General features: G+C 48.1%; 6 protein-coding genes. 4 read left to right on the forward strand and 2 right to left on the reverse strand.

Annotated features, from left to right (window positions below; translation table 11 throughout):
* Positions 1 to 164: 164 nt before the first annotated feature.
* From NWE73_RS03575 to NWE73_RS03585, 3 genes are read left to right on the forward strand one after another with little or no spacing between them, the layout of a single operon-like run.
* Positions 165 to 7,412 carry a Calx-beta domain-containing protein gene (locus tag NWE73_RS03575; RefSeq protein WP_277576904.1) on the forward strand — a complete coding sequence of 2,416 codons (7,248 nt, stop codon included), beginning with the start codon at positions 165 to 167 and terminating at the stop codon, positions 7,410 to 7,412.
* Positions 7,406 to 11,386: an RCC1 domain-containing protein gene (locus NWE73_RS03580; protein ID WP_277576905.1), complete on the forward strand. Its 3,981-nt coding sequence runs from the start codon at positions 7,406 to 7,408 to the stop codon at positions 11,384 to 11,386. The genes NWE73_RS03575 and NWE73_RS03580 overlap by 7 nt, the downstream gene beginning before the upstream one ends.
* A gap of 23 nt (positions 11,387 to 11,409) precedes the next feature.
* Positions 11,410 to 18,645, forward strand: coding sequence for a Calx-beta domain-containing protein (locus NWE73_RS03585; protein WP_277576906.1), 7,236 nt, complete (start codon positions 11,410 to 11,412; stop codon positions 18,643 to 18,645).
* A 32-nt stretch (positions 18,646 to 18,677) separates the two neighbouring features.
* Here NWE73_RS03585 and NWE73_RS03590 read toward each other — a convergent pair whose 3' ends face one another.
* Both NWE73_RS03590 and NWE73_RS03595 read right to left on the reverse strand, forming a co-directional pair.
* Complete coding sequence (locus tag NWE73_RS03590) at positions 18,678 to 19,355, reverse strand: FKBP-type peptidyl-prolyl cis-trans isomerase N-terminal domain-containing protein (RefSeq protein WP_277576907.1); 678 nt, start codon at positions 19,353 to 19,355, stop codon at positions 18,678 to 18,680.
* Between the two features lie 43 nt (positions 19,356 to 19,398).
* Positions 19,399 to 21,243, reverse strand: a complete 1,845-nt coding sequence (locus tag NWE73_RS03595) for a hypothetical protein (RefSeq protein ID WP_277576908.1) — start codon at positions 21,241 to 21,243, stop codon at positions 19,399 to 19,401.
* A gap of 24 nt (positions 21,244 to 21,267) precedes the next feature.
* Between NWE73_RS03595 and NWE73_RS03600 the strand changes: the two genes are divergently transcribed.
* Positions 21,268 to 23,070, forward strand: a complete 1,803-nt coding sequence (locus NWE73_RS03600) for a SpoIIE family protein phosphatase (RefSeq protein ID WP_277576909.1) — start codon at positions 21,268 to 21,270, stop codon at positions 23,068 to 23,070.
* Positions 23,071 to 23,072: the final 2 nt, after the last annotated feature.

Consider the following 23,072-nt stretch of genomic DNA (forward strand, 5'->3'; position numbering starts at 1 on the left):
ATTGATTCATTTCAGTGAAAAACCATCCGCCTTAGGTCAAGGCGGTTACCAAAAAAACGTAGGAAAAATCATATTCAACACGCTAAAATGTGAGAAGCAACAGTGTTTTGTAGATGAAAATTTGTGTTTTTTTGTTTGTCGATTCGGGACGTCTTGGAGCATCGATGAAGTTTGTGAAGAAGTTGAAGAAAATATCGCTATTCATTGCCACAACCATGGTGCTGGCGGCATGTGAAAAAACAGACCTAAAAGGGTTTGTTGGTGGTGATACGCAAGCTGGAAGCGGCGGTGGCTCGACAACTCCTATCTCAAATTTGTTGGTAATGACGTCCACTCTTCCTGAAGTTTCTTTTGTCGAAGGTGCAACCAATAAAGTAGTCGTGCAGTTCAACAAGCCGTTGCCTCGTAATACAACGGTGAACTGGAGTATCGAAAATGGCGCGAGTGATTTTCTAGCGACCAGTGGAACCCTGTCATTAGCGTCGGGTGCGGATTCCTTAGAATTAAATTTAACTGCCAAGACGGACGCTCTTTATGAGGGAGAAGAAAAGTTCTATCTGCGCTTGAGCGGCGATGCTTTGCTTTTTTTGGGAACTTTGTCAGTTCCCCTGAAAATTCAAGAGCTGGCGGCGCAACCTGCGGTGAGCTTTCAGATTCCATCGCAAACTGTTTTGAAAAGTGCCGGGAAAACCAATGTTAAAGTTCTTTTGTCCCAGGCGACAGCCATTCCCATTAAAGTTGATTTTACAATCTCTGGCACAGCCGCTGATGGTGTGGACTATACAATATCGGACAAGAACTTTGTCATCATTGAAGCCGGAACAACTGCAAAAGATATCGTAGTTTATCCACGGGCAGACGTAGCTCCCGGAGCTATGAAAGAAGTTAAAATTACGGCAACGGCCGTGACTTCATTGGTCAGCTTGGACAGCGGTAATGCCACTCACTCCGTCTATATTCAGGATAACGGAGCTTCTGCTTTAACATCTATCGCTGGTGTTACTGGGGGAACGGATACAAAGCAAGATGGCTATCTGACCAACGGAAATCATGCGACGATTTCTTGGACGGCGGCACCGGGTGCGACGGGATATCGTTTGGCGATTTACAATAATGCCAGTGCTTTATTGTGTGGGCCGGTGACAGTGGGCGCCTCAATCACCAGCTATGATTATGCAGGTTGCAACTTGGCTGAGGGCACTACGTACAAGATATCCCTTGAAGTGGATAAGAGTGGTACGTACTCGAATGCCAATAATAATATGTTCCCGTTCACGGTGGACACATTGCCGCCAGCGGCTCCACAGATTTTGGGAGCCTTTGGTGGAACTGACTTGAATCCGGATTCTTTTTTGGCCGGTACCGTAAACCCATCAGTCTCTTGGATTGATACGACTGGTGAAAATAGTTATGCCGTGAGTGTCGTGAGTGAGACCGGAAATCTTCCGGTCTGTCCTGAAGTTATTGTTGGTGCAAACGTCACGGCCTATTCATTTTCTGATTGTTCTTTAACTCGTGGGCTTAACTACAAGATCAAGCTTGTCGCGAGGGATGCGGCTGGAAATCAGAGATCGGCTTCAAATGACTTGTTCAGTTTCCTGGTGACAGAAGTTCCTGCGGGTTATGTGGTCACGGGAGTCATGGGTGGCACTGGCGACACTCTGGCAGATGATAAAATGAATGATGGGGTTGATCCGATTATTCAATGGGAAATCGCTGCGGGTGCACAACGTTATGAAGTGATTCTTTTAAATATGGACAACTCGGTAAAGTGTCCATTGGTCAGCGTTCCGGGCACTGACCGCCAGGTGACCTTCACGAATTGTCGCTTGGATCTGCATGAACAATATAAAGTCAAAGTGTCGGCTTATGATGCCAGTGATCTGGTTTATCCCGCAGCGAACTCACCTTTTATTTTTAGACATCAAGTGGGTCTTTATATTTCGGGTGAACCGGTAGGGCCTGGGCGAGTGGGTTCTTACTATCGTGGAATTCCGATCACAAGTTGTGGTGGACCTGATGGTGACTTGTGTGATTCGACGACTCCATATGTTGTTAGCGAAGAGCTTAGTGAAACGCAGATTCGAGTTGATCAGAATGGCGTGTTGGCAGGAACGGCTTATTCGACAGGGGTTCCAGCTATTGGCAATGGAATTCTGAAAGTCACAGCGGACTATTTATTACTTAGTAAGGGCGGCAAGATTTCGATGACAGGTCGGGGCTTTGCTGCCAGCAACGGTCCGGGTAAAGGTGCGGATGGGAATCCAGCAGCGGGTGCAGCTCATGGTGGATTTGGTTCGTTGGTGGGCGCTTTAGCACAAGCTCAACCTTATGGTTTGGTAAAAGCTCCGGATACGCTGGGTAGCGGTGGTGGAACAAACGGTGCAAATCTTGGTGGTGCTGGCGGTGGAATTGCGCAGATCACAGTAAATCAAAAATTAAGTTTTGCGAGCGGCTCGGTTGAATCAGGAGGACGTAACGGTGCCACTGGTGCTGGCGGCGGTTCGGGTGGAAGTGTTGTGGTCAATGCCAAGAACGTCGCAGGTTCTGGTGGAACTATTTCAGCTGAAGGGGGCCTCGGCGGCACCGGCAGCAAAGGTGGTTCTGGCGGTCACGTCGCATTATTATATGAAAATATGCAACATGCCGGAGGCCTTACGGGCATGGGCCTTTGGGTTCGTGGTGGCGGAGTTGGAACGGCTACGGGAACTGTGTATTATTCAACTTTCACGGATCCCTTGGGATATTTGGTCGTGGACAGTGGTGCGAATACGCAAACTCAAGGAGTTGAAACTCCGTTGCCGTTGTCAGAGACCTTTAATGAAATTGTCACACGGAACTATGGAACGTTGATTTTATCTGCGGGCGATTCTTATCAATTGCAACGTCCTGAGCTGACTTATCGACTGGTTGTTGCTGGGACGCTGACAACTCATCCAACCGTCCCCACTCATCTGCAAATTGGTTTGAATGGATATCTCGAATGGCGACGAAACGATGCCATCAACAGTTGGACAGATATTTCTGTCAAAGTGGGTGGAACGCTGACTCACAGCTACAATGCATCGAGCTTGGTTTATGCTTTGAATCTTGTGACTACAAATTTAAATCTGGCCGGAATGATTGATGTTCAAGGCCGAGGATATAGCGCTGGAAACGGAAGTGGTACTGGAACTGGTGGTATGGGTGCCAGCTACGGAGGCCAAGGTGGAATTGCCTCAACAGGTGCCAGGGGAAATGCTTATGGTTCCACCAAAAATCCAACTGATTTGGGAAGTGGATCTTTAGCGGCTTCAGGTGGCGGTTATGTCAATATTCAGGTGACTAATCTTGATCTGAAAGGGCAGATCATTGCTTCAGGTTCACCAGGCTGCGGCGGTGGTTCCGGCGGCAGTATTAATATCACTGCGACGAACGTGAGTGGAACAGGGGCGCTGCTTGCGTCCACAGGTGGTGATGGTAGCGGTGGATGCGCCGGTGGTGGTGGTGGAAGAATCGCCATCAACTACACGAATACCACATATGTCGGAGGGGTCCCTGGGATCAAGTACGATATCTTTGGCGGAGCAGGTACCAAAGATGGTGCGGCAGGAACGGTTTATCATAATCGTGTCGGTGTCGATACCTATGGAAATCTTCTTGTCTATAACGGGACCCGCACTTACGACGAATATATTTTGACTCCTCTTTCTGCAGCGGATCGATTTGATAGTATAACCACTGATTTCACCGGAACAGTTTGGATTCAGCCCTCACAGGTTTTCACTTTGCCAACGCCGACGATCAACTACCGCTTGGTGACTGAGGGTGATTTAGCTTTGCCTTCAGGAAACACTCTCACGGTTGGAAGTGGTGGTTATTTGGAGTGGCGAAAAAACACTCCATTGACCGTGACCAATTTCAATTTGGATCAGGGTGGAATTCTCACTCACACATATAACAACACAGCACAGAACTATATTGTCAGCTTGGATGTTACGAATGCTGTCATCAATGGCATAATTGATACTTCCAAAAGAGGTTATGCAGCGGCGAATGGCCCGGGCAAATCGACAGCTAACGGAACTGGTGCGGGTTATGGTGGTTACGGCGGTCAGAACGGAACGATCGACGCAGCTGCGGGTGGGACGGCTTACGATTATACATCTGCAAAGATTAAAGCTCCGGATCAGATAGGCAGTGGCGCAGTTATCAACAGTGGCGTGATTGGTGGATCCGGCGGTGGATATGTCCGTTTGAATGCAACGAGCACTTTGACTTTGAATGGCGTGATCAATGCGGATGGCAAAGACGCTGCTATTAGCACCAATGTAAATGGTGGTGGTTCCGGGGGCGCGATTTATATCACTGCTCATGAAGTGAAAGGTGCTAATGGCACCATTTCCGCGACAGGGGGCAGTGGTTGCATCTATGTTCCATCCGCTACAGCGTATGTATCAGGGAGCGGCGGTGGTGGACGTATTTCTGTTGTCTATGATGTCGATAGTTATACTGCCGGCTTTCAGTCATTGGTGGATTTTGAAAAAATTCGAACTTTCGGTGGCTACGGCTACAATTATTTTACAGGTGGCGCGGGCACAATTTACTTGAACTATACCGGTGCCCCGTCGGTGAATGAAAAAATCATATTTAACAATGGTTCTAATCCTTACAATCAAGGCGCAGAGACTCCAGCTTTGATTGGGGTCACGGTGGATAAATTTGAAACTCGAAGAACGGCAACTTTGCGGGTGAACAGTGCAGATACCTACAACATGCCATCTTCTACTTTAGATTATCGCATTGTTGTTGCTGGTAACCTGGTTTCTCCGGATAACACACTGACGATGGAGAAAGATTCATATCTCGAGTTTAGAAGAGGAACATTGTATTCCTTGACGAGCCTGAAGATGAAAGAGGGCTCTTTTATTTCTCACTCTTATAATGGTGTTAATGCAGCCACTTTGCCATATCTGGTGAATTTGGATCTAGGCACCCTAGAGATGCAGGGTGGATCGAAAATTGATGTTTCCAGAAAAGGATTTAAGCCGGGCACAGGTACTGGGTTCGGTAGCAACTCTGCAGCTTATGGCGGTAGAACGCAGGATGCTCAGCCTTATGGAGACTTCCAAGATCCTGTTGATCTGGGAAGTGGTGACTCGGGAACATCTGGCGGCGGTCGCATTCAGATAAATGTCACGGGTACATCAACACTCAATGGAATCCTTGCTGCCGACGGTGGAGGCAGTGGCGGAACAATCAATCTTCGTACGCTAACTCTTGCGGGAACGACAGCGAAAGTTTCTGCAAATGGTGGCGGTAACGATTCCGGAGGACGCATTGCCATTCGCTATAAGAATGATAATTATGGCGTCTTCAATATGAACCTGACGGCCTATGGTGGCGATTCTTTCTCTGCGGCGGGAACTATTTTTGTTCAGGACACGGATGAAGCTCTTGGAACTTTGATCATTCGCAATTACGGCCGTGGTTATGGACAAGAGGGTATTGAAACCAATCTACCGAACAACATACCTGTTAAAACGGTCATCGTAGACAAGGATGCTGTAGTTCGCGTTCCTCCAAGTGCTACCTTTGTAATGCCGGATTCTACGATTAATTATAAGATTGTGGTTGAAGGTACTTTACAGCCGACGACTTCCACACTGACTGTTGCCTACGGAGGTCAGGTTGATCTAAGAACCAACACAGCCTTTGGAAAACCGATCTTTAATAATTTAGTGGTGAATCAGGGCGCATCTATATTTCACTCTTATAACGCTAGCTGTGCTGTTCAAAATTACGCGGTAAATCTGGATTTGGATAACTTCACATTAGATGGAGATATGCCTTTGAATGCTCGGGGATTTGCCCAGGCCTGCGGTCCCGGCGGAGGCCCCGGTGGAAATCTCACCAGTCCGGCAGGAGCCAGCTACGGTGGTTTTGGACATGCCGGTGGAACTGCGCAGACGCAACCCTATGGATCTATTTCAAATCCGGTCGATATGGGTAGCGGTGGAGGAACAACTTGGGGCGGCCGAGGTGGAGGACTTGCTCTTATCAAGGTCGCAAATCGATTTACTTTTAACGGAACTATTAAAAGTAATGCCGGTGGTGCTTCAACTTTCGGAGCCTTCTATTCGGGCTCGGGCGGCAGTGGCGGCGGTATCAATATAAATACTAATATTATCGATGGGGCCGGTGGAAGAGTCGAAGCTTCAGGCAGTCCAGGTCAGGTTGCGGCCGGAGGGCATGTTCCTGGTTCAGGCAGCGGTGGTCGTATTGCGATAATCTACAAGGACGATCAGTATACTGGTGGTCTATCTTCAGTTTCGATTAAAAACTTCGGTGGAGCACGCGGTGGTAACATCAATGGTGCCGCAGGAACTACTTACATTGAGAAGCGAGACGGCTCTAATAATCCTTTGAATAAGCATTTGATCATGGACAACGGGATTATTGCTTATGCCGAAGGAAGTGAGACGGCAATTCTTCAAACAGAAACTTTTGATGTCATCGACGTCGGTTCAACCACCGGCGTCTATATCGGGCCTCTGGCGAGTTTTGCATTTTCAAGTTCAGATCTGACTTACCCGTTGAGATTGGCCGGAGCCGTCACCTTCCCAGGAAATAATTTGGTGATCCAACCGACGGGACGTTTGATTTTCTCAAAAACGGGAAGCTTTGTACTGAACAATCTAACGGTAGAGCCGGGGGGAATGATCACACATTCTCCGAATACGAAACCTTCGGATCTGAAAAATTATCTTGTGAATATTGAGGCAAATAATTTCTGGTTGAAGCCTGACGCGAGCATCGATGTTTCATACAAAGGCTATCAGTGCGGTCAGGGTCTGGGGGCTGGTACTATTAACACGTTTGGTTACTCCGGTTCCGGTGGTGGACATGGCGGCGTGGGTGGCACGGTTCCTAGTTGGACCGGTGTTTCGTCGATGCCGGGTGGTGTGTCTTATGGGGATCCAAATCTGCAAGATCCAGTGAATCCCGCGAAAGACATTGGAAGCGGTGGTGCTGCTGGCAATCCAATTAATGGATTGTGCCGCGGCGGTGTTGGTGGCGGTGCCATTTATTTGAAAGTGAACAACACCTTGACCTTGGAAGGTCGCATCTTTGCGAATGGTGCCGTAGGTATTCAAGACGGAGCGGATAAGAGCGGTGGCGGCGGATCCGGTGGTTCTGTTTATATCAATACCACGGATCTGGATGGGGCATTCGCAGAAATCCACGCGGACGGTGGTGCTGTTCCAACTGGTATTCATATGGGTGGTTCTGGCGGCGGCGGTCGCATTTCTCTGAATGTATCTGGAAGCAGAGCCAGCTATGTCGGCAGCATCACATCGAGTGCGAATGCCGGTGCGGGTAGTTCGGATCGTTTGGGTGACGCTGGAACTATTGGGGGCTTGTCATGGTAAGAGCATTGTTATCACTGGCATTCATTTCAAGCTTGCTTTTGGGTTGCACAGTCTCGTCACCTACAGAGCCATTGCCCACTTTCGGTCAGGAACTTGTCGCAGCAAAGGTGATGACTTCCAATATTGAAATTATTGAGGGCAACATCGCCCTGGTGAATGTGAAATTCGAGCGGCCCATTAAAGTCCAAGCTTATGTGTCTTGGGAAGTGCGTGCTGGCATTGGGCGATTTATTCACCCGAATGGAATGGAGATCGTAAAGCCTGATCAGACAGAGTTTACCTTTGCATTGGAAAGCTATAAGAACGACACCATTGATGGCACACAGGAGTTGGAACTCGTCATGGACTCAACAGTGTTCCCCGCGCCATTGACGACGCTGGTGAAATTGATTGATCCCTCTGTTCCGACACAATTGAGTTTTGTAAGTGGAGATCTTTTTGCTTTTCCATCCAGTTCGGTCAATCAGACTGTCACGATGTCAGTCGTCATGCAGAATTCCGGGGCCGTTGCTGCGGGTGCAATTGCCACGTCGGACTTAACAGCCCCTTTCCGTTTTGTCGGAGGCTCATATCCTGGAACCGGTGGAACCTGCACCCTTTTGTTGAAAGCGAATGAAACCTGTACATTGAATCTTGAAGCAAAGATGACGGCACCAGGAATCATTGATCAAGTGGTGACTTTCACTTACTTCAATGGACAAGCTTCGGTTACTAAAGATATCACTTTGCGCGCGGCCTCAGACGATGTGATTACGACCCTTTCGGGTGTCCCTGATCTTTATTCGAATGTTACAAATTTAAATGTCACGGTCGCTGGTCCGGGGATAACGAGTTACAAATATAAAGTTGGTTTGGCATCTTCGACGACTTGTTCGGACAGCAGTGGCTATAGCGCTGGAATCGGCATTGCCACTAAAATTACAAATTCAATTTCGGGTTTGAGTGATGGCGCAATTAAATTATGTGTTGTGGGATTTGATGGCGTTAAATGGCAAGCCTATGCAGCGGCGACTTTCTATTCTTGGACGAAGTCCACAATGCCGCCACAAAATCCGTCAATTAAAATTGAAGGTGATAAGACTTATGTGAACTATCTGGCGGTGGGCTTGCAGCTTTCCGCTGAAGGTGCGCAATTTATGTATGTCACAAGTGCCGCCGGATGCAACGCCGGGGGAACTTGGGAAATTTATGATCTTAATAAAAATTGGACTTTGAGTTTTACAAATAGTCCGAACAATGTTTATGCAAAATTCCGGGACCGGTTGGGAAATGAAACGGCTTGTATCAGTGACTCGATCATTCATGACAATTTAAAACCCACGGTCACTGTAAATCAATCCGGGTCGCAGGCCGATCCGACAATGGTGCTGCCCGTTTCTTTTGACGTGCAGTTTTCAGAAAATATTGATGCTGCTTCCTTTACGGTTGATTCGATTCAGCAGAAGGGTTCTGCTTCGGGAGTGCGTTGGAATATTGTCCATGTTTCCGGGGGACAGTACCGTATTGAAGCCACGTCGGTAGATGTCGGTGGCACGATTGTGCCCTCAATTGATGCTGACTCTGTCAAGGACTTGGCGGGAAACTTCAATCGGGCATCGACCTCAATTGATGCGAGTGTTTCTTTCAATGTCGTAGAGTTCTTTATGAAGGATGTTATTGCCGGAAGCAAAAACACCTGTGCATTAAGCACTGACAATTCAACCTATTGCTGGGGTGATAACAGCAAAGGGCAGTTAGGTATCGGTGTCAACGGGGGAGTCAGAACTCAACCGGCGAAATTGGATCTTTCAGGCCCCATCAAATACTTTACGAAGGTTTCGGTAGGAAATGAGTTTTCTTGCGGACTTAGTATTAACGGGCAGATTTACTGTTGGGGTGAAAATTCTCAGCATAATCTTTCCGACGGGACAGTGACAAATCGTAATGCTCCGGTGCAAGCCGTGCCGTGCGGAGATACTTACGCGAATTGTGATTCGCCTTATCTGGGAGCTTTTAATAACCCCATTCCGACCTATGGTCGATTTACTGACTTGGCGGTGGGGCCTTATCATGCGTGTGGCCTATGGCAAAATGGCAAAGTGGTTTGCTGGGGACGAGCGCTTGAAGGTCAGTTGGGAAATGGCCATCTTCATGAATTTAAAGGCTTTGCTTTTGCTACTGATGAATCCTCTTATGGAATGGATATCACAGCGTTGGAAGCTGGCACGAACTTCACCTGCGGTCTGGTCGCTAATGGCCGAATTGTCTGTTGGGGTCAGGGTGATTCCGGTCAGATCGGCAACGGGCAATGGATTAATCAAAGCCTTCCAAAATTGGTCGCGACTGCAGGTATCACAGGATTTCAAGGTTTCTTAAATCTATCTGCCGGTGCGGAACATGTCTGCGCGGTTCACGCGGATTCGAAAGTTTACTGTTGGGGGCAAAACTCACATGGACAGCTGGGAAATAATTCGGCCGTCAGCTCGAATATGCCTGTCGCAGTCGATGTGTCTGCGATAACACCGACACCGCAATTTATTGAAGTGCAAGCGGGTGCACAGCACACCTGTGCGCGCACTGTGGATTCTCGTGTCTTTTGCTGGGGGGCCTCAGGCAGCGGACGCTTGGGCGCGGTGGCAAGCGGTGATCAATTGACTCCTCTCGAAGTGAAGAACGGTCCAGGTGCGTTGAAAAATGTTTTCAAACTGAGTGTTGGTGAAAACCACAACTGTGCACTGACTGCGGACGGCAAGATCAGTTGCTGGGGTGAACAAGGTGCTGATGGACGTTTAGGTAATAATGCTTTTGTGTTCTCTCAGGATCCAGTCGCGGTGGATGTAAGTGGACTTCTTGGTAAACGTGGATTTGCCCAGTTGTCAGCGGGTTATAACCATACTTGCGGTGTCAACACCGCTGGCAAGGTTTATTGCTGGGGTAATGGAGCAAAAGGGCAATTGGGTAGTGGCAATAGCACACGCAATTCGCCTTATGAAATCACTATGACTTCGGTGACGGGCGGGGCTGCGTTTAAGCAGGTCGAAGTGGGCTATGAATTCTCATGTGCGCTGGCGACCGATGGAAAAATTTATTGCTGGGGTGATAATCCTGAGGGGCAATTAGGCAATGGCAATTCGATCTCATATGGAGTTCCGGTGCCTGTGGATACAAGCAGTATAACTTCGTTCTTAGGCTTTAAATCACTTTCAGTCGGCAAGAGCCATGCGTGTGGATTGCATGCTGACGGAACTCTCTATTGTTGGGGTTACGGATACTTTGGACAGCTAGGGCGAAATACTCCGTTAAGCTCGAATAAGCCAGTGGCAGTTGTTACGTCTTCAACTCCAGGTTTAGGCTTAATTAAACAAGTCGATCTGGGTGATCTTCACTCTTGTGTGAACACCGCAAACGGAAAAGCTTATTGCTGGGGTTACGGAGCTCAAGGGCGTTTGGGTAATAATTCGACATCAGACAGATCTCTGCCTGTTGCAGTTGTGAGTACTTCATTCCCAGCAAGATCAGTCGTCACTCAGATTGCAGGTGGTGGGGATCACTCCTGTGTGTTGTTGTCGGGAGACTCGGGTGTCTATTGCTGGGGCTATGGCTTGGATGGACGACTTGGGGATTCCAATACGTTGACACGATTGGCACCGGTTAAAACTCAATTGCCAATGGGAACTTTTGCAAAATCGTTGTCGTTGGGTCGAGAACATTCGTGTGCGATCGTAGCGAATAATTCCAATGTTTATTGCTGGGGGCAAGGAACGCTCGGACGGGTTGGGGATGGAGCCTTGCTATTCCGTATTGCTCCAACCGCGTCGGTGTTTACTGCCATCAGTGACTATGCAGGTTCTTCTGCCATTACGACTGGTGGAACTCATACCTGTGCAATTGGTATGACTGGAGAGTCTTATTGTTGGGGTGAAGGCGTGGACTTCAAACTTGGAACAACAAGAACGGATACTGAAAACACACCAACAAAAGTTCTATATCCATAACTGGTATTGGATCTGAGGGGATTATGAATAGAACGATTTTTATATCACTGCTGTTGCTGCTGAGTCTGACTTTGTCGGCCTGCAACCTCTTTGATAAAAAGGTTGAAGGTTATGTTGGCACCGAGACCGGAGGAGCCAGCGTCCCTGGCAGTCCTAGTAGTTCTAAGGTGGGTATGGCCGCGACAGCTTCTGTAGTGGTATTCACGGAGGGCGGAACAACCGACGCGATCATTCAATTGAATCGACCTCTTCAGTCTGCGGCAACTTTAAATTGGACAGTTGAAAATGGAACCGCAGACTTTGTAACCTCATCTGGAACTGTCAATCTAAGTGCCAATGACACCAGTTTCCGAATTCCTTTGGCGGCGGTTGCGGATGGACTTTATGAAGGGGATGAAACCTTCAACTTGCGTATCGAAGGTGACAGCAGTGTTTTTTCGACAGTACTTGTTGTTCCATTGAAGATTCAGGAAACTCAAGCTCGTCCCAGTGTCAGTTTTGAAAACGCTGGTCAGTCAAAAACCAGATCTGATGTTATGGCGACCGCAAAGGTTCGTTTGTCGCAAGCCTCTGCCTTTGTCACGAAAGTACTTTTGAAAACTTCAGGTTCGGCAACAGGTGGCGGTGTCGATTATGATCTTTTGCCAAGTGATGCCGTAATTTTTGGGCCTGGAGAGACGGAAAAAATTCTGACGGTTTTAATTAAATCCGGCGGTGGGCCCAAACCTCTTCAGGATATTGTTATTAGTTTAGATCGCATTGAATATGGGGCGGCGGCGGTGGACTCTGCCAACAACGCTCATACTATTTTGCTTTCAGACCCGGCGGGCACGGGGCTTTTTCCTATCACTGGGATCACTGGTGGTACGGATGGCACAGCCGATGGCTATTTGACCAACGGGGCGGTTCCTACAGTTCGTTGGACAAATGCCGCGAATCAGAACGGATACCAAGTTACTATATTTGAAAATGACGGAACCACGATCAAATGTGCCCCGGTCACAACATTGCCTGATGTTATTTTTAAAACGATGACGGGTTGTAATCTTACAGAGGGAAAAACCTATAAAGCTTCCGTCGTCGCATTGTTTGCTTCCGGACCTTCACCTGCAAGCAATGACCTTTTTCCATTTCAAGTTCACACAGTGCCGCCGACAAATTTTGGAATCATTGGTCTTATGGGTGGTACGGATATTTCACCCGATGGATTTTTGGCAGGTTCATTGGTGCCGACCATTGTGTGGGGAGATTCTACAGGGGAAAACTCCTATGAAATCAGAGTTAAGAATACAGGTGGCACGACAATCTGTGGACCGATAACGGTCTTTGCCAATGTCACTTCAGTTTCAATGGAAGGATGCACACTCACTGCTGGCACTTCTTATAAAGCTTCAGTCATAGCTCTGGATGCTGCGGGCTTCAGCGTTGCTGCAACCAACAATGATTTCAATTTTACGGTGACCAATTCAACTTCGGGATATTTGATCTTGGGAGTCACCGGTGGTTTGGGTGATACGACGGCGGATGACAATATGGATGATGGACTTAATCCTATCATCAATTGGCAGACCGCACTGAATGCATCGAATTATGATGTGTCGATTTTGAATTTAGATAATTCAGTGAATTGTGGTCCCGTGAATGTCTCGGCTGCAACGAAGTCTTATATGCTGGCGGGATGTCAGTTACGTCTGCATGATCAGTACAAAGTTGTTGTGGTCGCAAAAGATGCGCTTAATAACAGTTATCCTGCTGCGAATGGTCCTTACGTGTTCCGACATCGTGTAGGATTGTACATTAACGGCGGCGGCGGATCTTACTTCCATGGGCAGACTGTGACTTCTTGTGGGACCGTGGGAAATCGTGATGCTTGTAATGCTGCGACTCCATATGAAGCGACCGCTGAAATCGTTGAGTCACAAATACGAGTTTCTAATAATGGTGTGATTTCTGCGAAGGCCTGGGCCGGTGATGCGGCAACGGTTGGCAATGGAATTTTAAAAATTACAGCGGACTATCTTCGCTTGGATACCAATGGAAGTTTGGTGGCTTCAGGTGCGGGATATAAATCGACATTAGGACCTGGAGCTGGTCAGTCGGGAACCTGGGCGATGGGGGCTTCTTACGGTGGGCTCAGTGGTCTTTTGGTTGGGAAAGTACAGTCACCGGCATACGGTAATGCAAAAATTCCCGGTGTTATGGGTAGCGGTGGCGGTGCCGGCAGTGGAGTTGCAGGCGGCGCTGGCGGAGGGATCATTGATCTCACGGTCAATACCAGCTTGGATTTTGCAACGGGCAGTATTGTTTCCAACGGTGGTGTAGGTGGATATCAGACGGGACCAAGTTGTTGGACTTCAGGCGGTGGTGGTTCCGGCGGTTCTATTTACATCAAAGCGGCGAACATCGGTGGATCTGGTGCGAACATTTCTTCTATTGGTGCCGGGATTCCAACTGTCGGCTGTGCAAACTCAGGTGGTAGTGGTGGACGGGTTTCTTTGAACTACGACACCATCACTTATACCGGAGGCGTGACGACCTTGACTGCGAACACCCACGTCAGAGGTGGAGGAGCAGGGGCCGCAAAGGGCGCTTCAGGAACGATCTACTATCTTAATTGTAAGGATCCTTTAAATTGCAGTGTGTCCCCGAAGAATGGATATTTGATCGCCGATAATGAAGGGGCTGTTCCACATTATCAGGGCGTGGAGACACCTATTCCAATAGATGTGTTTGACGGTATCAGCACACGCAATGATGGAACCTTTATTGTACTTCCAGCAGATGAGTACTTGCATCGTTTTCCAAAGGTTGATTTTAGAATTGTTATCGCAGGCTTGATATCAATGCCAGCACCATTGGATCCAAAAACTTTGGATATTGGACCGAATGGATATTTTGAATGGCGCCGTCTGGGGCAAGTCAGAGATTGGGATAATATTATTGTAGAGTCTGGTGGAGTCTTAACTCACACCAGTAATTCCAACACCGAGACCTATAAGCTGGATATCAGTACCGTCAATCTGACCGTGTTGGGTAAAATTGATACTGATGGACGCGGGTATACGGATCGCAGTGGGCCCGGTGGCGCGACCATTGGCGGAGCGGCCTATGGAGGCATGGGTAGTAGCGGTAGCAACTCTTTGGTTTATGGTGATATCAGAAATCCTCAAGGATTGGGAAGTGCTGCTGCGGGAGCGGGATCTTCGGGTGGAGGCTGGATTAAAATTGCAGCCGACTCATTGGATATTTCTGGCGGGACCTTGTCTGCCAAAGGAGTGTCGGGTGGTTCTGGTGGAACTATTTTTGTTAATGGCAATATTCTAAAAGGAACCGGCGGCACGCTGGATGTCGAAGGCGGTGCGAACGGCCCCAGCAATCTTAGCGGTGGCGGTGGTCGAATTGCTGTGTACTACAATGATGCGAGCTTGCTTCCTGCTGCATCCGTGACTTCTCTGACTTTCAAAACTAAAGGTGGGTCAGCTGGGAACACCGGAGCTTCGGGGACAGTTTTCCACAAACAAAATTTAGAAACGTACGGCAATCTGATCGTGCGCAACGAGACGAACACTTATAACGAGGCCGTGCTCACACCTTTACGAGATGCTGGGACTTTTGATTCGATCACAACGGATACGAACGGAACAGTTATCGTCCCGGCGGGTCTAACGGTGCAATTGCCTTCTACAAATATTAACTATCGTTTGGTGATGGAAGGTGGATTTACACTTCCAGGTGGCGCTTCGAATATGACTATCAAATCGGGTGGCTATCTTGAATGGCGTCAGACATTGCCACTTCAGTTGAGCAATCTCACGATTGAGTCTGCGGGACTGTTGACGTCCTCAACAAACAGTTCTGCAAAACAGTACTTCGTCAATTTGGATATTTCCAACACTTTGCTGATTCAAGGAGATATTGATGTCAGCAGACGAGGCTATGCTTCGATGAGAGGCCCGGGGGCTCCTCGGAATGGGGGCTTAGGTGCCGCGTACGCTGGCTATGGTGGAAGTAATAATGCTCTGACTGTTTTAGACAGCACTCCTTATGGTCTGGCTGATGTAAAGAATCCGACCGAGATGGGCAGTGGAGGAAACGGCTCTGCTGGTGGTGGATTGGTTTTGATCAAGGCACTGGGCGGAACTGGAAGCGTGAATTTGCAAGGGCGAATTTTAGCAGATGGTCAAGGCAGTGGTTCTACCGGAGGCTCGGGTGGAAGCGTTTATATTCAAGCGGATAGTATTACGGGAACTGTCGCGGGGCAGATCTCTGCGAATGGCGGATCCAGCGGTAACAGTGGTTCTGGAGGAAGAATTGCGGTTGTTGTCGGGACAGATTCATTCCCGGGAAAATTAGCCAGTCAAATTCCTGCAGGAAATCTTCGTGCCTACGGTGGCACAGTTAATTATGGCGACAATCGTGGTGGAGCCGCTGGTTCCATTTATCTGAAGGAAAGCACCGACACTCAAGGCCGTGTTTACTATGACAATAACAACTTTGCCTATGCTTCTTATGTCGAAACTCCTTATTCCGAGGGTGTGCTATTCGACTCAATATCAACGACTCGCAATGCGACCCTGATTGTGACAAGTGGACAAACAGTGACTTTGCAGTCGGACACTTTGCCTTTCCGACTTGCGATCGAAGGTATGTTGTCGACACCTGGAAATAATTTGATTCTTGATACCAACTCCTTGTTAGAGTGGCGAAAAATCACACCAATGAGTTTCGGGGATATCACAATAAAAACAGGTGCCACTTTAAGACACACAGCTAATGGCACACAGAAAAGTTATGCTCTGAATATCAATGCTGCCAATTTTGATTTGCAAAATGGCGGTCTTATTGACTTGGATGGAGCTGGCTATTCTGCAGGTAACGGGCCTGGTGCAAGTTCAGGGGCGGGTGCTCATGGTGGCAATTCTAATTCCGGCAAGGCCTATGATTCTGTGATTTGGCCTGAAGATCTTGGTAGTGGTGGCGCGGGTGCCAACGGCGGCGGAGCCTTGATTGGCACAATCTCGGGGACTTTGACATTAAATGGAAATATCAGAGCTCGCGGTACGAACGGGACCCATGGTGGTGCGGGTGGAAGTATCGCATTTGATACGAATGTTCTTGCGGGATCTGCGGGAGTGTTGAATGTGAATGGTGGCAATGGTGCTGGTGGTGAAGGCGGTGCTGGCGGTCGCATTGCAGTTCTTTACAGCTCAAGCAGTTACACACCAAATGTCGATGGATTGATTAATACGGCAACTGCCATAGGTGGAACTGGTGCAGGCAGCCTCGATGGTGGTGCTGGTACAATTTATTATAGAAATAAGACGCTCGAAGCTGCGGGGCAAGGGCATTTGGTCATTCGCAACACAGGCAGAACATACAATGAAGCGGTGACAACGCCTCTTCCAGAGCAGCCAAATATGGGGACTATCGTGGTGGATACTGCGGGAGCCGTGGAGATTCCGATGGGGTCGAGTGCAAACTTGCCCACCTCTGATCTGACCTATCGGTTGATTTTAGCTGGAGACGTCACGGTTCCGACAAGAACTTTGAATGTTAAATCCGGTGGTGTTTTAGAAATCAGACGTGGTGCCCCAGTGACCAGTATTGATTATTTGACGGTCGATGCAGGTGGCTTGATCACTCATACAAAAAATCTGGATGTAAAAAGATATTCCGTCTATTTGAAAACCGTGGATTTTAATCTCAGCGGGAAAGTGGATGTTTCGGCAAGAGGTTACGTCAGTGGCTATGGATCAGGACGTGGTAATTCTGTGGCATCAGGGGGCGCTCCGGGCGGTTCTCATGCAGGTTTGTGCCATCCAGCAACGGGCAGCTGCTATTCAGCTTATGACTCTTTAAAGTCACCAGCAGATTTAGGAAGTGCTGGAGGTTACTCCGGAGCTTATGCCGGTGGATCCGGTGGAGGAATGTTTACACTGGAGACAACGTCGGCAACTTTACAAGCGGGTTCTGAAGTTCGAGCTGATGGGCAAAGTGCTGCTTCCACTGGAGGATTTTATCCAGGTGGTGGTGCCGGGGGCTCAATTAATATTTCTGCAACTGCAACTTTGACGGCGAATGGCTCCACTTTATCGGCCAATGGCGGTAATGGTGCGGGTAACGTCGGTGGAAATGGCGGTGGCGGTCGAATTTCTTTGGTTTATCAGACGGGGCCTAACGAAGCGACACTGCTCAGTAGCAATTCAATTTCAAGCATGGGTGGTAACATTCCAACTATCGGCCTGAAAATGGCGGGAGCTGGAACCGTTTACTATCACTACAAAGACAGCGCTGAAACATACGGTCGTCTTCGTATTGATAATAAAGGCAATCCATACTTCGAAGGCTCAGAGACAGAAATTATTCAAAATGACTTCCTTCAGGCTCTGACAGTTGCGGACTCCACAACGGGGTTGGCGATTCGTTCCGGAGTGAGTTTCGATATGTTGACTTCAAATTTGGATTTCCCTCTGCGCATGGCGGGAACGGCGAATTTCAATGGCGGCATTTTGAATGTGAAGCCAACGGGTTTGTTGAACATCGATCGTAGTACCAAATACAGTCTGAATTCATTGACTGTTGAGAGCGGTGGTAAAATCAGTCATTCCGCGAATGGAGCGGTCCAACGAAGTGCCGTCTATATCGAGACGGTCGGGGATCTTGATTTACAATCCGGCTCATTAATTGATGTGTCAGCGAAAGGATATAGTGCAGGGTTGGGATCTGGTCGTGCGCAATCTTCTGGAGGAGCTAAAGCCGGCGGTGGAGCTGGTCACGGTGGTGTCGGCGGCGGCGACGGTTCAACTTCCACACCAGGTCTGACTTATGGATCCTATGACTTCCCGACTTCTATCGGAAGTGGTGGCGCAGATGGAAAACCTGGTTGTGTCGGTGGAATAGGTGGCGGTGCTGTGCGCTTGAAGGTCAACGGACAGTTGTCTTTGAATGGGCAAATTTTGGCGAACGGGCAGAGTGCATCCTCATCAGGATGTGACAGTGGCGGCGGAGGATCTGGCGGCAGTGTCTTTATTGAAACCAATGTCCTTGCAGGCAATGGAACCACGGGACAGGTGCATAGCGATGGTGGTGGTGCACCGGCTGGCACCAGCAATCACGGTGGCGGCGGAGGCGGCGGTCGTATCGCTATTACAGTAACAACTGCAGGCGGAGTTGTTCCACCGGTAGTGATGGCGAGTGGTGGAACTGCTTATGCAGGTAAGCTTGGTTCTAACGGAACTGTCAAACAAGTGATTCCATAGAGCTGAATCCAGAGCTGAATTGAAGCTCAGTTCTATGGTTTAACTTTTACAAGTTCTAAATCGTAAATCACCAAAGATTGTGGCGGCACGCCAGTCGTGCCGCGAATTCCGAAGGCATGCTGGGGACCCGAGAAGATAATCACTTTTTGTCCTTCATTCATGAGGGGCAAAACTTTTCTCCAGGCACTGATCATGTCTACGACTTTAAATTCTTTGGGGCTCTCTTTGTCTGAGCTATCAACAAACACACTTTCATCAAGCAGGCGACCTTGGTATTTCAGAACGACAGTATCTGAAAGCTTCGGCTGACGTCCGTGCCCTTTGGAAACTATCTTGTACTGTAAGCCATCGTCCAAAAGCTTAATATCCGGTGCGGACTGGTTCTTGCGCAAATAATCTTCCGCTTCAAGTCCACGTTTCACAAGTTCTGCGTTGTTTTTAGAATTCTGATTTTGCTGATAGTTCATCAAGGTCTGATGAACTTCTTTTATTGAGGGCGAGTCAGAGTTGGGATTGAGTCCTTCCTTGAGTCCTTTAAAAAAGGCTTTTTCATTCAAGGAAATTTTTTGCTCCCGAATGCCGTAACCCATTTGCAGACCAAGATTGTAACTGTATTCTTCAAGATCATTTTTTTTTGAAAAACAGCCGGTCAAGCCGATTGATAAAATGAAGCAAATAGAAAGATTTGGTTTGATACGAAATATGTTCATCAGAACTAGGATCGCAGAATTATTATTGCTGTCAATAGCTCAGCTACTGAACACTGACCTGTGTGGGCCTGCTCCATGCTCCCATGTCGCCCTCTTTCCAGCAGCGGGCTCTTAAGTAAAAGCGTCCTCTTTTAATTTGTTTTTGTAAATTGGGAGCGGGACTGGTGAGGACAATAGGATTTGAAAATTTATTTGAGCTATCAATCTCAACCTCATAGTTTTCACAGTGCTCATTGCTCAGTCTAATATCAAGAATGATCGCACCACGTTGAGCGATAAAGTTGCTTGCGGGCAACGGCGACAATACCTTGGGCTTCGGAATGTTTTTGTTAAAACCGTCTTCCGTCTCTTCAGACTCAGGAGCCGCTGGCGTTGGCGAAGGTTCGATCTTCATCGCCAGAGGTGAAGGCTGCGGAATTTCTTTCGCAGCAATGGGCTCGACCGGTTTGCTGGCTGGAATCTTCACAATAGCGGGTGGCGCCTTCTCTGTGATTTTCAGAAGAGCAGGGGGACTCCATTCGCCAGGAAGATTGTCTTTGTTGATCGTACGAACCCGATACGTCGAATTGACTGTGCTTTTGATGGCGCTCGGCCACAGTGCGGTGTTCGTTTTCAAAGTTGTTCCCTGCCATTCGACTTCATAGGAAGAAGCCTCTGGCACTTGAGGCCACCCCACTTTTAGACCCTCTTTCTTTTCCTGAGGTGATAGTTCTTTGGACACGCGGGATATTTTCGGTGGAGGAAGCAGAGGGCTCAGTTGTTTCGCAATTTCGAATTCAATCCAAGGTGTTTCGCCGACAGAGTGAAGAAGATGCCAGCGAAAATGTCCAGAAGGTAAATCGAAGGTTATGGATTGTATGTTTTGGGCTAAGACTTGAGAGACTGTCTGAGGCGGATTGTCCGTCGGTCCCGGTGTCATTGCTTCGATGACAATTTCAAGATGTGTGGGATCTGCCCCCTCCCATGAGAAATTCACGGGGAGCTTTTCCTGAGTACTTTCAAGAGTCAATTTGCCTTCAGTTGGCGTGAGCATCTTAAATTGCGGAAGTCTTTGAATTTTGAAGCTGCGCTTTTCTGAAACAGCTGTCATCTGCAGATTCTTCCAGGCTGAAACCTGAACTTTATATTTTCCAAAGTCGGTGAGCTTTACAGCGGATTTTTCCTGTGTCGCAAAATCAGAGTAGATTAATGAAGAATCCTGGAAAATCTGGATTTCATATTTTTCTGTCTCTGGAATGGGCTCCCAAGATACTTCCACAAGGGGGGTCGTTTGCGGTTGTGTCGCCTCAGGGAGTGGTTGAATCAGTGTGAGTTTGGGAGTGGGCGCACCTTTTACAGAAAAACGGGTGCTTTCTCCTTTTTTGAGAGGGGTGTTTTCGCCGGGGCCTTGAACTTGAGCCTCTCCCTCAAGAAGTTCAATCTCAGTTCCTTTTGAAGATTTGGAATAGCGGATTTTAGAGGTGGGCGAAAGGCTTGTTGTGCTGCGGTTCCCATCGATAATAACGCTTTCCCCGCGGGCAATTGAAGCACTTAAAATGCCCTCACGGATTTGGATACCGTAGCCATCTTCTTGAAGGTGAAGAACGATGTGACTGAGTGGATCTAACTGCACTTGGGTTTTTTCACCCAATCCCAGAAGAGCCCCGGAATTCAGGCCGGTCGTGACTTGGTCATTTAGATAAAGGCCGCTTCCTTGCTCGAGCGGAAAATAGAAAAAGTCGTCTGCTGTTTTTCGGTAAACCTTTTCTTGGGTCGATAAAGTCGTGCCGATTTTTTTTCTGGTGCCCTTGATGGAGGGGCTGAGTTGTCGCGCAGAGAAATAACCAGCCACAAGACTGGTTAAAAGGAAAAGCACGAGTAGAAAAAGATCAAACCTCTTTAACTTCATTCGATAACTATATAATCTTAGTTTATGAATGGGCAGCAAGTTTTGGAAAAAAATGGTCTTTCGCTTAAATATAAAATTCTACTTCTGCTAATCGGAATTTCAAGTGTGGGACTGGGCTCCTTTTTATGGCTCAGTGTTCGTAACTTTACCAACGACAAGAGCAACTATGTTCTTGAAAGCACCACACAGTTCACACTTTCTCAGACTGAAATTATCAATCAAGAGATCGAAAAGTCCTTGGACTTTCTAAGAATGCTGGCCGATCACTACAATGCCGAGGAGTTGCGGTTCAGTACATTTGGTACAGACCTCTTTCAAACACAACGGACTGTTAGCAAGTTGCAGCTTGTTCGCATCGTGGGGCCGAAAATGGAATTTGGGATTGCCCTGAATAAAAGTTCAGAGCCTTTGCCCTTCAATGAAATTCCGTTCTATCGTCTTTTAAAGGAGAAACATCTCTATCTGTTGTGCAATCCGAATGATCCCGCGAAGTTTGTGGCGGTGTATCGTCTAAGGTCAAATGACTATACTTATATGGTGGGTGAGATTCTTGTTCCCCATATTAAGAATTTGGCGGACAACCCTTCCTATGAATTTGCTCTGTACTGTGCTGACGCCGCGAAAGCTATCATTAACATAAGTCCCAAAGTGCCTGACTTGGATGTGCAGTCGCTAAAGAAGGAATTTGAACAAAGTCGAATTTTCACCAGAAAGATAAATGCGGACAATAAAGAATATCTTTTGGGAGTGTCTCCGCTGGCGACCTCGGGGATATTTCTTATCGGCTCTGTTGATACCGGAAAAGTCATGGGCGTGATCCGGGATTTGCAAAAGCAGGCTGTTTTATTTTTTATCAGCTTGCTTGGGGTGATCTGTATCATTGCTCTTTTCTCTGCAAATCACTTAACGATGGCACTTGAACAACTGACGGTGGCGACGCAAAAGATTGCGGCGGGGGATTTCACCTCTGAAGTCAAAGTGAGCTCCAAGGACGAGCTTTTGACGTTGGCAAATTCCTTCAATTGGATGAAGGGCCGCATTCTTGAGTTGCTGGAGAAAACCAAACAATCAGCGCGCATGGAAGCAGAACTTGAGACTGCGACCACGGTGCAAAGGACTTTGTTTCCGGCGAAGGTCACTGAGGCGGAACTCTATCAGATTCACGGTGAATACCGAACGGCCTCCGAATGTGGTGGGGATTTGTGGCATCACTTTGACAACGGTAAAAAGCTGTTTCTTTTTATCGGGGACGTAGTAGGTCATGGAGTGCCCTCGGCATTGATGACCACCGCCGCCAGATCGGTGACGGCCATTGTGAAGCTTCAGGGGGAAGAACGGCCCGCGGAAATTCTCAAGTTGCTGAACCATTGTATTCATGAAACGTCCAAGGGTGAAATGTGGATGACCTTCTTTGTCGGGGTCTACGATAAAGAATCGGGATGCCTGACCTATGCTTCAGCCAGTCAGAACCCACCCTTTTTCTTCCCCAATCAAGAGACAGTCTCCAAGTCCGACATTATGACTTTGATGGAATCGCGTGGACCTTCACTGGGACGCCAAGAACAATCGGAGTATGAAGAAGCCACTTTTCAAATGGATCCAGGAAGTCTGATTTTCTTCTATACTGATGGTTTGACCGAGTGTGTGAATCCAGCCAAAGAGCTCTTAGGGGAAAGTCGCTTGGTGCGCAGCCTGGCCAAGGTTTGGAGTAAGGACAAAAGCTCTGCAGGATTCTGTGCAGCGGTATCCAACATTATGGATGACTACCGTAAGGGTCATCCTTTCGAGGATGATGTTACCTTTTTCTGCCTAAAGCGCTTAAGTTGACT

This window comes from Bdellovibrio svalbardensis, assembly GCF_029531655.1.
GTDB lineage: Bacteria > Bdellovibrionota > Bdellovibrionia > Bdellovibrionales > Bdellovibrionaceae > Bdellovibrio > Bdellovibrio svalbardensis.